Here is a 13,998-nt window from a genome sequence, read left to right as displayed (position 1 = left end):
CAGACGAGGAGCTCCGACGCCGACGGGGGCACCAGCGCCTCATGATTCCGAGGGTCCGTCTCGAAACGCCGTGGCATTCCGGACCGCCCCCTCCCGGGGCCGACGTCCCTCCCGCTCCGAGGCCCCGCTCCGAGGCGAACCTGGGTGAGCGCTGCTCGCGCCGGACACTTGCGCGACGCCGCCACGTCGGCGACGGCGCCGCCGCGGCGGAGGGTTTCCCGTGGCGCCTCCCAGCTCGCGAAGCACCCGGGCCCGGAGCGCTCCCTCCAAGCGGAGTTCCTGCATGAGCGCCTGCACCTGCCGGCCCCCGTGCGGGTGGCGCAGGGCCTCGCACAGCCGCTCGACGATGTCGATGCGCAGAACCACGCTCCCGAGCACCTCGTACCCATAGGCACGTGCGTCCCGGCGGTCCAACTCGGAGAGCTGAAGCACGGGTTCTCGTGGCACTCCGGTGGGACATGTCCGCTGGAGGAACAGCGACGTCAGCATGCAGCGCCGCTCCAGCGCATGCGGGCTGAGGGCCTCGGCGACGTAGACGAAGCGGTGTCCCTGGCAGACGCCTTGCTCCATCAAGCGCGCGCGAGCCTCCTCATCCAACAGCCGCCACTGCTCATGCGCCTCGCCCTGCGTAATCACGCCCAGTCCTTCGGACAGGCGATACGCGAGCCCACGCGCCGCCGCGTTGCGCCCCGCTCCGGAGAAGGACTCGGCGGGAAAGCCGCCCATGGCCTCGGTGACGAGGTCCCGCGCCAGCGCGAGCAGACGCCGCTCCAGCCGCTGCCGCGCGCCGCCCGTCCAGACCTCCGGCTCCGCCAGTGCCAGCAAGGGAGAGCGACGGTCCGTCCCGCGAACGAGGCGTGCCAGGGGCTCACCTTCGAAGGAGATGGCGCCAGTCGCATCCACCTGGAAGGAATCATGGCTCGCGTCCACCACCCGCTGGACGAACTGCTCCTCCGTCATCGCGAAGCCCTCGGCGCCGGGCAACTCCTCCAGCATCTGCCCCAGCTTGGCGAAGGGACTGGCCGAACCGGACGGAGGGCGCGCGGTGGCCTTCACAAAGCGGCGCGTGCTGCGCCTCGCGGCGCGCTGCACGAAGCGCTCGACGAGCCGTTCATGAAGCGCGTCCCCCAACGCATCCTCGATGCCGCGCGTCCGCTCCTGCCAGTGTTCCGCCTCGTGCAGCCACCCCGGCCGATGACTGATGTACGTCCAGATGCGGATGGCCGCCAGCCGGTCCATCAGCGTGTGGATGTCTCCGGACACGTCGTCGAGCGGAGCCACCTGCTTGTTCAGCCAGCCAGCGTCCAGCTTCCCGTCCCCCGCGGTGAGTTGCAGGAACGTCTCACGCAGCAACGCCACATGCTGGCCAAAGAGCCCCTTGCGGAAGTCGGGTATCTGGCAGACCTGCCACAGCAGCTCCACCATGGCCGGCCCGGTGGCCAGGTCCTGGATGATGGGAAGACGCGAGAGGTCCTTGAGCGCATCGAAGTCATCCGCGCGCTCCACCCGGATGAAGGCACTGTGGCCCGGCGCGCGCGCCAGTGAATCCAGCAGGGCCTCTGGGCTCGAGAAGTCGAGCGCGGCATTGCGCCAGATGAGGCTCCGGACCGCCGGGAAGCGGTGCGTCTCGATGGCGGAGACCACCCGCGGCGGCAGCTCCGGCAACGTGTTCAGCGTGCCGAAGCTCCCGTCGTTCAAGTGGCGGCCGGCGCGGCCCGCGATCTGCGCCAGCTCGTCCGGGTAGAGCTCGCGCTGGTCGGCGCCGTCGAACTTGGACAGCGCGGCGAAGGCCACGTGGTTGAGGTCCAGGTTCAGCCCCATACCAATGGCATCCGTGGCCACCAGGTACTGCACCTCTCCGGATTGGTACATCGCCACCTGGGCGTTTCGCGTCCGGGGAGACAGCGCGCCCAGCACCACGGCCACGCCGCCCCGGAGGCGCCGCAGCGACTCGGCCAACTCGTAGACGCGGTCCGCGGAGAACGCGACCACCGCCGACCGCGGCGGGAGACTCTTCAGGGAGCGATGCCCGGCATAACGAAGCTGTGACAGACGCGTGGCGCGCTTCACCGAGGCATGGGGGATGAGCGTCTGGACCATGGGACGCATCGTGTCCGCGCCCAGGAACCAGGTCTCCTTGCGTCCCCGCGCATGGAGCAGTCGATCCGTGAAGACGTGCCCGCGTTCACGGTGAGCAGCGAGCTGGATTTCATCCACCGCGAGGAAGTCGACGGACTTGTCGGTCGGCATCGCCTCGACGGTGCAAATCCAGTAGTCGGGGCGCGGGGGCACGCGCTTCTCCTCCCCCGTCATCAGCGCCACGCGACCCTCACCCACCCGAGCGGTCACCCGGTCATAGACTTCGCGGGCGAGCAGGCGGAGCGGCAACCCCATGATGCCCGATCCGTGCTCGAGCATGCGCTCGATGGCCCGGTGGGTCTTCCCTGTGTTCGTGGGCCCCAGCTCCGCCACGACGACGGACGACCGGCTGGATGGGCTGGAGTTCATCCGCGGATTCTAACCTCGGACGGGCCCCTCCGCCCGGCTCCAGCAGCGGCGGCCGCGAAGCCCACGCCAGCGTCCTGGCGCGGCGCGCGGCGGCTCAGTGGATGCGCAGGGCCAGCTTGCCCAGATGGTGCTTGCTCGCGGCTTCGAGCGCGCGGCCCGCGTCGTCTAGCCGGTACACCTGGAAAACTTCGACATGGAAGGGCCCTGCTTCAATGAGCCGGTTGAGGCGCGCGAGGACGTCAGCATTCGACTCGCCATTGTACGCGGTGAGCTTCACGCCCTCGGGGGCCCGTGGTTCCGGCTCGACGCCATTCGGGTAGGCGATGTGGCCTCCCTTCTTCACGGCCTGTAGGGCCGAGGCCCTGCCCTCGCCGCCCGCGAGCACCAGCGCCGCGTCGAGCCCGTCCGGCGCGAAGTCACGAATCGCCTTCGCCACGTCATCACCACCCCGCCCGTCCACCGCCTTCTCCGCCCCCAGGCGCTTCACCAACTCCACGCCGTCCGAGCCCGAAGCCACCGCCAGGACCCGCGCTCCCAGTCGCCTGGCGAGTTGCACCGCCAGATGGCCCACACCGCCGCTCGCGCCGTACACCAGCAGCGTCATGCCCTGACGAACATTCAGCGCGTCCTGCACGCCTTGGAGCGCCGTGATTCCATCCGCGCCCAGGACGCCCGCCTGTTCCGCGCTCAAGCCCTTCGGCACGAGCGCCGTGTCCTCGGCCTTCACCACCGCGTACTCGGCGAAGAACCCGCCCTTGTCATTGAGGAAGCCGGAGCCGTACACCCGGTCGCCCACCTTGCGGGACGTGACGCCCTCGCCCACCGCCACGATGGTGCCGGCCCCATCCGTTCCCAGCACATAGGGGAAGGATGACTTTCCAGGCTTGAGCAGCTCCATTTCCCCCTCGCGCTCCGCCGCGTCCCAGCTGCCGACGCCCGCGGTCTCCACCTGGATGAGCACCTCTCCCGCGCCCACGGCCGGAACGGCCACCGTCTTCACGCCAAGCACCTCCGGCCCACCGAAGCGGTCGATGGCGGCGGCCTTCATCTGCGACGGAATGGATGTCTTCATGGAGAGTCCTCGTGGGCGGGGAGCTCACGCCCCGACAGGGTTCTTCCGGAGCGTGGGCACGCCTCCCTCGGAATGCAGGGGACACCCACGGCGCCGCGAGCCAAGGGCCGCCTGCATGCCCGCCACCGTGGCGGCCCTTCCACTTCGCAAGGCCACGTCGCAGGCCAGCAAGAAACCGGGCGAGCACGAAAGGCACGGCCAGAACACCTTTCGTCACCGTTCATCGGTGGGTGCCTGCTTGAAGGGACCGCCGAGCAGCGGACGGTGGGCGGGACGGCGCTCCTTCGACGCGCTACTCGACGAACGACTTCGTGCTGTAGAGCGAAGCATCCACCTTGCGCAGGACGGGCAGGTTCGTGCCGGGCTCGCGCTCGGCCTGACGGTCGATGTACGTCTGGAGGACGTCGGCATCGAGCACGCCGATGTCGGAGCGGCGCTCGGCCGGCACGTTGGCCAGCGTCACGTAGCCATCACCCCCCGTGGCATTGAAGCTCAGCACGAACAGGCGATAGGTGGCGGTCGGCTGGAGCTCGTTCCACTGGCCCGTCGTCTGGTCCAGCACCTCCAGGTTGCTGGCGCGCTGGCCGCGAGCCTGGGCGGCGTTGACGTCGAAACGCAGACCGCCGGTGTACGGATAGGGCCCCGTGGTGCCGCCCTCCCGGAACGTGGCGTGCAGCCCGTCCTCAATCATCGACTTCACCTCGGTGCCAGTGACGTCCAGCCGGAACAGCATGTTGCCGAAGGGCAGCACCTCGATGACGTCCGCCGCCGTCACCGGTCCCTGCAGCGGTCGGCGCACGCCGCCCGCGCTCTGCAACGTGATGTCCGCGCCGCCGTAATCCGCGTTCGCCACCTCCAGGTAGGCCTGGGCCACCAGCTGCTGGATGTCGCCACCCCGAGTGTGGACCTCGCCCAGGGCGTTGCAGCTCACGCTGGAGCGGCCCGGCTCCGTGTTTCCCGGCACGCGACGATTGCAAAGCTCGTCGTCCGCCGTGGCCACCACCGTCCGGCTGTACTCGTCGATCCGACCCTGGAACGGTGCCAGCACCTGCGCGGCGGCGGCATCCGGCTGCGTCACCCGCAGGAAGCCGCTGGCGGCCACGCTGGCCAGCATCGCGGCGTTGTCGGATTCGGAGACGGGCGTCCCGTCAACGGAGAACTGATTGCCGATGAGGACGTGGGGCGTGCCGCCACATGAGGTGACCACGCCCTCGGCGTCGAAGCGGAGGGTCATCTCTCCGACGACCTGCGAGTACTGCCAGGCCTGCCCCAGGCACACGGTTTCGCCGTCGCGGTTGCGCAGCGACTCCGCGTAGGGCCCCGCGGGCGTTCCGACGTTGAAGGTCTCCATGGCGGCAGGCCCCAGCAGTGTGTGGGAGTCACCTCCGATGACCGCGTCCACACCACTCAACTGCGGGATGATGGTCCGGTCGAGCTGGTACCCGATGTGGCTCATCACGATGATTTTGTTGATGCCCTGGGCGCGCAGCGCATCGATGGCGCGCTGGGCGGCGGGCACCTCGGCCTCGAACGTGGTGTCCGCGTCCGGGCTGGAGGACTCCTTCGTCTTGCCCGCAATCGTCAGGCCGACGAGGCCAATCTTCTGGCCACCCCGTTCGACGACGGTGAAGGGCTCCACGTAGCCGGCAGCCCTGGAGGTGTGCAGGGCGGAGCCCGCACCGAACTGGACGTTGGCGCTGATGACGGGCGTCTGGCACTGGCCGGCATGCAGATGGTCGATGAAGTTCTTCAGCTCGGTGTCGCCCTTGTCGAACTCGTGGTTGCCCAGGGTGAAGGCGTCGAAGCACACCGTGTTCATCATCGCGGCGTCGGCCTCGCCAATCTGGCCCGCGCGGTTGAAGTACAGCGTGCCGGTGAGGGCGTCACCCGCGTGGAGCTTGAGCACGTTCTCCTTTCCGGCCGCCAGCTCCTTCATCGCGGACGTGACGCGCGCGAAACCCGAGGATTCAACCTCCGCGGCCACGGTGTCACCCGCGGCGTTCGTCACGTTCAGCTCCAGGCTGGAACCCGCCAGGTGCGAGTGATGGTCGTTGATGTGGAGGATGGTCAGGTCCAGCGGCGCGGGCTGCTCGCCAGGGTCGATGGCATCGTCATCACCACACGCGGACAGCACGCTGGCCGCCATCCACGTCACCGTCAACCAACGCGTCCGGCTCGACGAACGCGCCCCCCTGCGCACTTCCAGCTCCGTCTTCAATCGCATGAACCGCTCCCAGGTGCCTTTCGGAAGGCAGCATGGTGTCGGGCGCGAATGACAGCCCGGTTACGCCTTCCTACCCGGCCGGTGACACTTTCATGGCGATTGTCCGCGGCCCAGGACCCAGCACCTTCACCCCACCCGCATTTCGCGGGCAACCATGTGCATCCCGAGGAGCAGCAAGCTGACCAGGAAACACGCCCGGAACAGCACGGGTGAGAGCTTCTGGCGCAGCCACTGCCCTACCTGCATCCCGACGAGCGCCGGAAGCAACATCAGGAGGGACTGGCCCAGCTGCGTCCCCGCGCCGGCGGCGTTGACGTAGAGCCCCGCCGCCAGGGCCAGCGTGGATACCGTGAACGAGATACCCATGGCCTGAATCAGCTCCTCTCGCTCGAAGCCCAACGCTTGCAGATACGGCACCGCGGGGATGACGAAGACGCCCGTCGCCGCCGTCACGAAGCCGGTGAGCGCGCCCACCCAGGGCCCCAGGCGCGCCTCCGCCACCGGTCCCACCGGGAGTCGGGCCCCACTGAGTCCCCAGGCCGCATAGGCCACCAACGCCACGCCCAGGGACACCGTGGCCCACGCGCCCACGGGCGCGCCCAGCACCCACGCTCCGACGAGCGTGCCGACGCAGACGCCCACCTGCATCCGCGCCAGTCGCCGCAGCAAAGGCCCCAAGGTCGACCAGGGTCGGAGTTGCCAGACATTGGTGACCAGGGAGGGCACGATGAGCAGGACCGCCGCTCGGGCGGGAGGCATCACCAGCGCCAGCAGCGCCATGGCGATGGTGGGCAGGCCCAGCCCCACCATGCCCTTGACCAGGCCCGCGAGCACGAAGACGGCAACAGTCACCAGAAGGCTGTCGGACGATGGCATGAGGGGAGATCCGGGCGGGTGAGGGACACGCGACGCATTGATTCTGGGTGTCGCCCTCCGGCCTGAGAATTCGGAACTGCCCGCTGCTGCCTCAGGCCCACCCTGAGGCAGCGTGTGACCTGCCGCCCAAGGCACCCCGAGGGAAGACCGCGCCGCGGCCCTCGAAGCGCTCGCGCGGCGACCCACCAGGGAAGCGCCACGGCCCGGCGGAATAACGGGATATGTACGTTCGTACATATCGCCAGCGACACCTCGCGGCCTCATGCCTCCTGCCGCATCCCCGGAGACCCACGTGGCCACACGGAGACATGACCCCGAGCGAAGGGATCGCATCATCGATGCCGCGCTGGCGGTCATCGCCGAAGGGGGCGTGGCCGGCACGTCGCACCGCCGGGTCGCCGAGCGCGCGGGCGTGCCCCTGGGCTCGATGACCTACCACTTCACGAACATGGACGAACTGCTGCACGAGGCGTTCAGCCGCTTCGCCCAGCGCATCAGCGAGCGGTTCGCCGAGCGCATCGCCGCGGCCACCGACCTTGACGCGTTGGTCTCCGCCATCGTCCACATCGTGCACGACGACCTCGCGGCGGGGCAGGACGAGCTCGTGCTCACGCTCGAGCTCTACACGCTCGCGGCGCGCCAACGCGCCTTCCGGCAAATCACCCACGACTGGATGCGCCGCAGCCGCGCCGCGCTGGAGCGGTTCGTCGACGCCAGGATGGCGCATGAGCTCGACGCCTTGATTGAGGGACTGTTCATCCACGTCAGCCTCGACCCCGCCCCCCGCAGCCGCGACCTGACCCGGGACGCCGTGCGCCGCCTTCTTTCGCGCTCCCCCTGACCTGCCATGCCCTCCACCTCCCCTCAACGGGTCCCCCGCGAGTACCGGGCGGCCCGCGCGGCCGTCGCGGTGCTGTTCCTCACCAACGGCGCCATCTTCGCCAACCTCCTGCCGCGCTATCCGCAGATCAAAGCCGACCTGGGCCTCAGCAACGCTCATTACGGGCTGGCGGTCGCCGCGTTCCCCAGTGGCGCGATGGTGGCGGGGCTCGCCGCTGGAGCGCTCATCCGCCGCTTCCGCTCCTCACGGGTCGCCGTCGCCGGCACCCTGCTGACGAGCCTGGGCGTGCTCGTCGCGGGCCTCGCATCGTCATGGTGGGTGCTCGCCGTTTCGCTCTTCTTCGCGGGTGGCATGGACGCCATCACCGACGTGGCGCAGAACTCCCACGGGCTGCGGGTGCAGCGGCTCCATGGCCGGTCCATCCTCAACTCCTTCCACGCGGTCTGGAGCATCGGCGCGGTGGTCGGCGGACTCATGGGCGGACTCGCCGCGGGACTGAACCTTCACCGGGGCCTGCATCTGGGATTCTCCGCCCTGCTCTTCGCCGGGGTGTCCTTGATGGCGCTGCGCTACACGCTCCCCGGCCCCGAGCCCATCGTCACCGTCGAGCCCGAGCCCGCGGCGGCGCACCTGGACAGCGTTCCCGCACGGCGCCAGCCAACGGGGCGCATCTGGCTGGTGATTGCCGCGCTGGTCTTGATTGCCGTCGGCGGCACGCTCGTCGAGGACGCGGGCATGACGTGGGCAGCCGTCTACCTCTCCGGAACACTCGGCGCCACGGCCGCCGTCGCTTCATTCGGGTTCGTCGCCCTCGTGGGCGCGCAGTTCATGGGCCGGATGCTGGGCGATGGGCTGGTGGACCGGTTCGGTCAGCGCGCCGTCGCTCGGGCCGGAGGGGCCACCACGGCGCTGGGCATGAGCGCGGCGCTCCTGTTTCCCTCGATGCCGGGCACCATCGCGGGCTTCGCGCTCGCGGGCTTCGGCGTCGCCACGCTGGTCCCCGCCGCCATGCACGGCGCCGATGAGCTTCCCGGCCTGAGACCGGGAACGGGACTCACCGTCGTCAGCTGGCTGATGCGGCTGGGGTTCCTCGCGTCGCCCCCGCTCGTCGGGCTCGTCGCCGACGCCGTGGGCTTGCGAGTGGGGCTGCTCGTGGTGCCGCTCGCGGGAACCCTCGTCGTGCTGCTCTCGGGAGTCCTGGCCACCGTCCGCGCCACTGCCACCGCGCCGGGTGGCCAAGGCCCCTCCCTCCCGCAGCCCCATTGATGCGACAGGCCAGCCTCACATCCTGGTCCGTCTTCCAGGGGTGCCGTCTCGTCGAGGGCGGCGGATGGCTCCGCCCCGCTTCACGGCCGCATCCAGTATGGGAAGCCTCAGCGCCCCTGCAGCGGCACTCCCGCTGACGGTGCTCCCGCTCAGGCCGGACGTTCGATGCGTCCATCCCCGTGCCGGGCGAAGCGCCCTTCCTCTGGCGGATGGACCGGGCCATTTGCCGGCCAGGGCCAGCCCCCGAAGCCCGTGCGCTGGTAGTCCGCGAAGGCCTCCTGAATCTCCTGCCGCGAGTTCATCACGAACGGGCCGTACTGCACGACGGGCTCTCCAATCGGACGGCCCTGCAACATCAACAACTCCGCCTCGTCCGCGCCGTTCTCCAGCTCCACCGCGACGTCCGCCCGCAGCTCGATGCTGTGTGACGGCGGAATGGCACGCCCCGCCACGCGCAGGCTGGAGCCGAGGAAGAAGTAGAGCATCCGGTTGCTGCCACGGGCCGCCGCCGGCAGCGTCCACCGCGCGCCCGGGGCCAGCTTGAGCGTCCAGATGGCCACGTCCGACGCTGCCTGCGCGGCCCACGACTTGGGCGGCGGCGGTGGCGCCTTCACGTCTCCCAGGCTCCCGGCCACCACCGTGACTTCCGTGGCGCGCCCTTCCGCGTCCCGGGCGACGTGCCGCGGGATGACGTGGTTCCACATCATGGAGAAGTGCGGCTCCACGAGCTTGTTCGCCCGCGGCAGGTTGAGCCAGATTTGAAACAGCTCCACCGGGTTGGGTTGGTCGCGCTGGAGCAGCGGGAACATCTCCGAATGATTGATGCCCGCGCCCGCGGTGAGCCACTGCACATCCCCACCGCCGAAGCGCGCCGCAGCCCCCAGGGAGTCCGCGTGGTCGAGCAGCCCGCGACGCACCACCGTGACGGTCTCGAATCCCCGGTGCGGGTGCTGGGGAAAACCGGGCACCACGGTGCCGTGATACATGTTCCAGCCGTCCCGCCCATCGAAGTCCTGGCCCAGGTTGCGGCCCGCCAGCGAGGCGGACGGCCCGAGGCGCTCGTTCCCCATGGGGTACTTGTCGTCGTGGTGGACGCAAAAAAGAAACGGATCCGGGGTCCGCCACGGCATCCCGAGCGGCTCCACACGAAGAACGGCTTCTGGCTGCTGACTCATCTCCTACGCCTCATCCCTTCCAGAGCCCCAGGAAAACTCCCTGAGCCGGGGCACTCTCCGGTGAGCGTAACAACGAGCCCTCCGCGCCGCTTGCCCCGTAGGGCCTCCGCCCAGATGCCGGGCCGCCCGCTGGGTGCTCAGTGGGCGCGGCGAGTGGGGCACATCACCTGCCCCACCGTCCCACGAACCTCAGGCCCACAGCTCCCGAGCGAGCGTGTCCACCATCGCCACGGCGACCTCGGGAGGGGGCAGCCCGGCCTCGGACACGAGCACGGGATTCACCGGCACGCAGGCCTCCTCGCGCAGGGCCGCCGCGGCCCGCTGCTTCGCCAGCCGGAGCACCTCGCGCTCCTCCTCCGACAGCCGCGCCTGCGCCCAGGCGTCAATCTTCCACGAGAGCTCCGCGTGCCGCGTCTCGTCCTCCGCGATGCGGGCCATGGAGGTGCGCACCTCGGCGTCCTGGGCATGGAGCGACTGGTGCCGTGCCACCAGCGCGCCGAACGTCTCCCGCACACAGCCCTCCACCGCGTTGTCCAGCGCCACCGCGAACAGGGAGCGGGGCGCCGCCGCGTCCACCCGGGGCGCCTGGGGCGTCACGCCGTGCCGCCCCGCCAGGCGGGCGCTGACCTCCGTGTGCATGACCTCCTCCAAGGCACTCATCAGCGCCGCGTCCTGCAGCGCGAGGTCCGCGCCATGTGCGGCCAGCTCCTCCCGCAGCAGCAGGAAGGCCTGGATGGACGCGGCCTCCAGGTGGGCAATGGCGGCGAAGTGCTGTCCCAGCACATCGTCACACGCCACCGCGCCTTCTGAGCGCAGTCCTTCGGGCCTGCGCCCCACGGCACAGTTGTCCGTGCCCCGCGCCAACACCTTGCGCTCCTCCTCCACCACCTCGCCCGTTGACGACACTCGCAGGGCATACTGCGTCAACTCCGTCCCCTTGCCACACGCCATGCCCTTGGTGCCGACGACGCCGAACGCACCGTCGCCCAACTCCTTCACCGCCCCATACTTGAGCCCGCCACAGCGCACTGAGTAACCCGCGGCAAAGGCAGTCAGCGCGGCTTCCTGCGTCGTATCAATCGGCCCCAGGAACGACTTCAGGGCCTCCAGCGAGGCGATGGCAGACACCACGTCGCCCCGGGTCGTCGCGAGGAAATAGTCGGTGCAGATGAAGCCGCAGGCGTCGCGGAACCCACGGGCAGGCGCCAACGCCTCGAGCTCTGACAGGCATGTCTGGGGCTGGGTCGCCGTCGCGCAAGGTGTTCCCGCGGAGGAGGCAGGGCTCGTTGCCGCGGGCTCGCCCGCCGCATGGAAGCTCCGCAGTTGCACGAAGTCCGGCGCGGCCGCAGGAGACAAGCCTGTCATGGCCAGCTCCCCATTGTCGCAAGCCGGTGGCGAATAACCCGTCAGGTCCACCTCACCATCACATCCCGCCAGCGTCAGGGGCGACAGAAGCGAGGCGCGAAGGGCCCGGGAGAAGAGCAGACGCAAGCGATTCGAATCCATGGGTGCAAGACCTCCTGCGGTTGGGAGCCCGCACTTCAGCAATGAAGATGCCAACGTCTGCACACCAGGGAGCGCCTGACAGGTGTCGCGAAATGCCGACGTTTCCTACCTGCCCTGCTCAGAAACCTGAGGGGTGGTTCCTCATCTGACGCCCTGCCTGTCATTTCGGCCCGGGCAGGCCGCGTCTTGTCAAGCCATCGACAGCCCCTTGCATGGCAACCGACAGACGAGGGAGCCTCCTGTCAAGCTCGGGGCCTACCACTGGGGGGTGAGGGACAGCCTTTCAGTCGGAGCCTATTGAATGGCCTGACACAGAAACGGACCCGCAGGGTTGCCTGACCAGGCAGGAAGGAAGCTCGCGTCGATGAATCTCTCCTCCCATGAATTCTTGCTCCGGGACAAAGTCATCGCGGCACTCAACAGCACCTTGTCCCTCCCCAAAGCGCTCGAATCCGCCCGGGAGCCCCTGCTGGAGCTGACACCCGCCGACTACGTGGGCCTGTGCCTCATCAACCTGGGCCCCATCGTCGAGTTCCAATGGCTGGTCCCCGGCTACCGGCTGGCCCTCCTGGATGAGTATTCCAAGTGGGTCGATTCCGACTTCGTGCGGGCCCCCATCTTCGCCCAGCCCAATGTGGTCCTCCGGGACTCGGAGATGATTACCCGCAAGGAATTGGAGCGCAGCGCGCTCTACCAGCGCAGCAAGGAGCTGGACTTGAGCCTGGAGCACGTCATGGCAGTGCTCCTGCCCGTCTATCCTCAACTCCTGGGAGCCTTCACGCTCTACCGGGACCGCCGGCTGGCTTTCTCGGAGAAGGACGCCGCCTTCCTGACGAGCCTCACGCCCCACCTGCTGAACGCGGTGCGCAACTGCCGCGACATGCAGACGGCCTCGACGGGCTCCCGGCTCCTGGAGGAGCTCTACAGCCGGCCGGACGCCGCCTACGTCGTGGTGGCGCCGCCCTCCCACGAGGTGCTGCGCTCACGCCGGGCCGCCACGCTGCTGGAGCGGTGGTTCAAGCCCTCGGACCTTCATTCCTCGGGGATTCCGCTCGTCCTCATGGAGCGGCTGGAGGCCCTGACGCGGATGACGCCGGACGCGCAGCTCCAGAACAATCTCTGGGTCTCCCTCCACGGGGAGTCGTACCGCGTGGTGCGGTTCGTCGAGCTTCCCGAAACCGAAGGCCCGCGGCAGTGGGCCCTGATTCTGAACGAGATTCCCTTATCGATTCCGCTCCCCGAAACCATGCGCATGCAGCTCACGGCCCGGCAGGTCGACATCGCCCGGGGCATGCTCCACAACTGGTCCAACGAGCAGATTGCCAGCGAGCTGGGCCTCTCCGAGGACACCGTGAAGACGCACGTGCGCGACATCTTCCGCCGCCTGCAAGTCGATAACCGGACGGACTTCCTCTACCAGGCGGCGCACCTCAACAAGCCCGTCTGAGGCGGCGCTTCAGAAGCGCGGCAGCTCCAGCAGGTTGTCCGTGAGGATGCCATTGGCCTTCGTGCGCAGGTACGGAGGCCGGGCGTCGATGACCTCGACCTTCACGTCCCGGGGCCACGTCTGTACCCGGGCATCGCCCCCCGCCTTGAGCCACTGGACCAGCTCCAAGCGGCTGCCCTCACCCACCTCGTTGCCCTCCTTCCAGCGAAGGCGGGCAATGTGCTCGTGAAGCGCGCCTCCTTCGAGACGGATCTGGGTGATGTAGCGCATGAAGACGCCTCCCACTTCGCGGACGACGATTCGCTGGGGAGGATCGCCTTCAGGCGCGGGACTGTCTCTACCACCGGGGAGGTATGCGGCCCTCAGCGCTCGCGGAAGATGCCCGGGTAGATGCACCGCGTGGCGCGGGCGGAGAAAATCACCGCAGCCTGGTCCTCGGGGTCCGTCAGCGTCCGCAGCACCGCTTCCATCTCCGCCACATGGTCCCCGTCCAGCGCGCCGTGGCTGCGCAGGAAGGTGACGGACTTGCGGATGTTCGGAATCATGTCGGCCGCAATCAGACGCTCCACGACACCCGTCGCTCGCGTCTGGGACAGGTATTCCAGCACGTACGCGGTCCCCAGCACCGCCGTCGGCACACCGGACCGGGAGGTGAAGAAGTTCCAGCCGGTGTAGGCGTCCACCGCGGGAGTCCGCGCCGCGGTCTCCACACGCACCTCCGGGCACCCCAGGTTCTTCAGGTCCGACAGCAGCCACTTCTCGTGGCCGCGTTCCTCTCCGGCCTTCTGCACCAGCAGCTCCGCCAGGTGCGGGTGCCGGCCCTGGCGCTCGAGCCGGTGGCCCGCCTCCGCCAGCATCGGCGTGCTCCAGCGCGCATAGTGGTAGGTCTGAATCAGGTAGTGGATGTAGCCCTCGGTGTCGATGGTGCCGTCGAAGAGGCGACGGGCGTCGGGCTGCGCGTCCAGCGCGGCCACCAGCCCGCGGGCCTCCTGCGCCAACACCGCCACCCAGTCCACCTGCGTCGGGTTCTGCACTTGCGTGTTCACGGACGTCTCCTGTTTCCGGGCCGTTTCCGGTCCCCGG

At 69.1% G+C, this 13,998-nt stretch carries 11 protein-coding genes; 3 read left to right on the top strand and 8 right to left on the bottom strand.

The annotated features are described in order from the left end of the window. Nucleotides 1-39: 39 nt before the first annotated feature. The 4 genes from FMP39_RS08235 to FMP39_RS08220 all read right to left on the bottom strand — a co-directional run bounded on the left by FMP39_RS08235 (nt 40) and on the right by FMP39_RS08220 (nt 6,680). The gene (locus FMP39_RS08235) at nt 40-2,508 is read right to left on the bottom strand and encodes a helicase-related protein (RefSeq protein WP_141589408.1); all 2,469 of its coding nucleotides are present in this window, start codon (nt 2,506-2,508) and stop codon (nt 40-42) included. 94 nt (nt 2,509-2,602) lie between these two features. Then, the gene (locus FMP39_RS08230; protein WP_194858291.1) at nt 2,603-3,580 is read right to left on the bottom strand and encodes an NADP-dependent oxidoreductase; all 978 of its coding nucleotides are present in this window, start codon (nt 3,578-3,580) and stop codon (nt 2,603-2,605) included. A gap of 292 nt (nt 3,581-3,872) precedes the next feature. Then, complete coding sequence (locus FMP39_RS08225; protein WP_228557792.1) at nt 3,873-5,804, bottom strand: bifunctional UDP-sugar hydrolase/5'-nucleotidase; 1,932 nt, start codon at nt 5,802-5,804, stop codon at nt 3,873-3,875. A gap of 126 nt (nt 5,805-5,930) precedes the next feature. Next, entirely contained in the window at nt 5,931-6,680 is a 750-nt protein-coding gene (locus tag FMP39_RS08220) for a sulfite exporter TauE/SafE family protein (protein ID WP_141589407.1), read from the bottom strand. 292 nt (nt 6,681-6,972) lie between these two features. Here FMP39_RS08220 and FMP39_RS08215 point away from each other — a divergent pair, with 292 nt between their 5' ends. Both FMP39_RS08215 and FMP39_RS08210 read left to right on the top strand, forming a co-directional pair. After that, the gene (locus FMP39_RS08215; RefSeq protein ID WP_141589406.1) at nt 6,973-7,521 is read left to right on the top strand and encodes a TetR/AcrR family transcriptional regulator; all 549 of its coding nucleotides are present in this window, start codon (nt 6,973-6,975) and stop codon (nt 7,519-7,521) included. Between the two features lie 6 nt (nt 7,522-7,527). Continuing rightward, nucleotides 7,528-8,787, top strand: a complete 1,260-nt coding sequence (locus tag FMP39_RS08210) for an MFS transporter (protein ID WP_141589405.1) — start codon at nt 7,528-7,530, stop codon at nt 8,785-8,787. A gap of 149 nt (nt 8,788-8,936) precedes the next feature. On the opposite strand, the gene FMP39_RS08205 is transcribed toward FMP39_RS08210, so the two are convergent. Beyond that, complete coding sequence (locus FMP39_RS08205; RefSeq protein ID WP_141589404.1) at nt 8,937-9,962, bottom strand: pirin family protein; 1,026 nt, start codon at nt 9,960-9,962, stop codon at nt 8,937-8,939. Nucleotides 9,963-10,151: 189 nt separating this feature from the next. Continuing rightward, complete coding sequence (locus tag FMP39_RS08200) at nt 10,152-11,468, bottom strand: ferritin-like domain-containing protein (RefSeq protein WP_228557791.1); 1,317 nt, start codon at nt 11,466-11,468, stop codon at nt 10,152-10,154. A gap of 331 nt (nt 11,469-11,799) precedes the next feature. On the opposite strand from FMP39_RS08200, the gene FMP39_RS08195 reads away from it, so the two are divergent. Next, nucleotides 11,800-12,915: a LuxR C-terminal-related transcriptional regulator gene (locus FMP39_RS08195; RefSeq protein WP_141589402.1), complete on the top strand. Its 1,116-nt coding sequence runs from the start codon at nt 11,800-11,802 to the stop codon at nt 12,913-12,915. A 9-nt stretch (nt 12,916-12,924) separates the two neighbouring features. Here the strand turns inward: FMP39_RS08195 and FMP39_RS08190 are convergent, their stop codons facing one another. Both FMP39_RS08190 and FMP39_RS08185 read right to left on the bottom strand, forming a co-directional pair. Beyond that, nucleotides 12,925-13,185, bottom strand: coding sequence for a DUF3892 domain-containing protein (locus tag FMP39_RS08190; RefSeq protein WP_026113945.1), 261 nt, complete (start codon nt 13,183-13,185; stop codon nt 12,925-12,927). A 92-nt stretch (nt 13,186-13,277) separates the two neighbouring features. Further along, nucleotides 13,278-13,961, bottom strand: coding sequence for an iron-containing redox enzyme family protein (locus FMP39_RS08185; protein WP_141589401.1), 684 nt, complete (start codon nt 13,959-13,961; stop codon nt 13,278-13,280). Between the last annotated feature and the right edge of the window lie 37 nt (nt 13,962-13,998).

It is taken from the genome of Myxococcus sp. AB056 (assembly GCF_006547365.1).
Lineage (GTDB): Bacteria > Myxococcota > Myxococcia > Myxococcales > Myxococcaceae > Myxococcus > Myxococcus virescens.
The sequence above is the reverse complement of the archived record's forward strand: the minus strand, read 5'-3'. Positions and strand labels throughout refer to the sequence as shown.

What these genes read in the sequence shown, in the direction of transcription:
- FMP39_RS08235 (WP_141589408.1), bottom strand. Translation starts at nt 2,508, where the DNA reads ATGAACTCCAGCCCATCCAGCCGGTCGTCCGTCGTCGTGGCGGAGCTG.
- FMP39_RS08230 (WP_194858291.1), bottom strand. Translation starts at nt 3,580, where the DNA reads ATGAAGACATCCATTCCGTCGCAGATGAAGGCCGCCGCCATCGACCGC.
- FMP39_RS08225 (WP_228557792.1), bottom strand. Translation starts at nt 5,804, where the DNA reads ATGCGATTGAAGACGGAGCTGGAAGTGCGCAGGGGGGCGCGTTCGTCG.
- FMP39_RS08220 (WP_141589407.1), bottom strand. Translation starts at nt 6,680, where the DNA reads ATGCCATCGTCCGACAGCCTTCTGGTGACTGTTGCCGTCTTCGTGCTC.
- FMP39_RS08210 (WP_141589405.1), top strand. Translation starts at nt 7,528, where the DNA reads ATGCCCTCCACCTCCCCTCAACGGGTCCCCCGCGAGTACCGGGCGGCC.
- FMP39_RS08205 (WP_141589404.1), bottom strand. Translation starts at nt 9,962, where the DNA reads ATGAGTCAGCAGCCAGAAGCCGTTCTTCGTGTGGAGCCGCTCGGGATG.
- FMP39_RS08200 (WP_228557791.1), bottom strand. Translation starts at nt 11,468, where the DNA reads ATGGATTCGAATCGCTTGCGTCTGCTCTTCTCCCGGGCCCTTCGCGCC.
- FMP39_RS08190 (WP_026113945.1), bottom strand. Translation starts at nt 13,185, where the DNA reads ATGCGCTACATCACCCAGATCCGTCTCGAAGGAGGCGCGCTTCACGAG.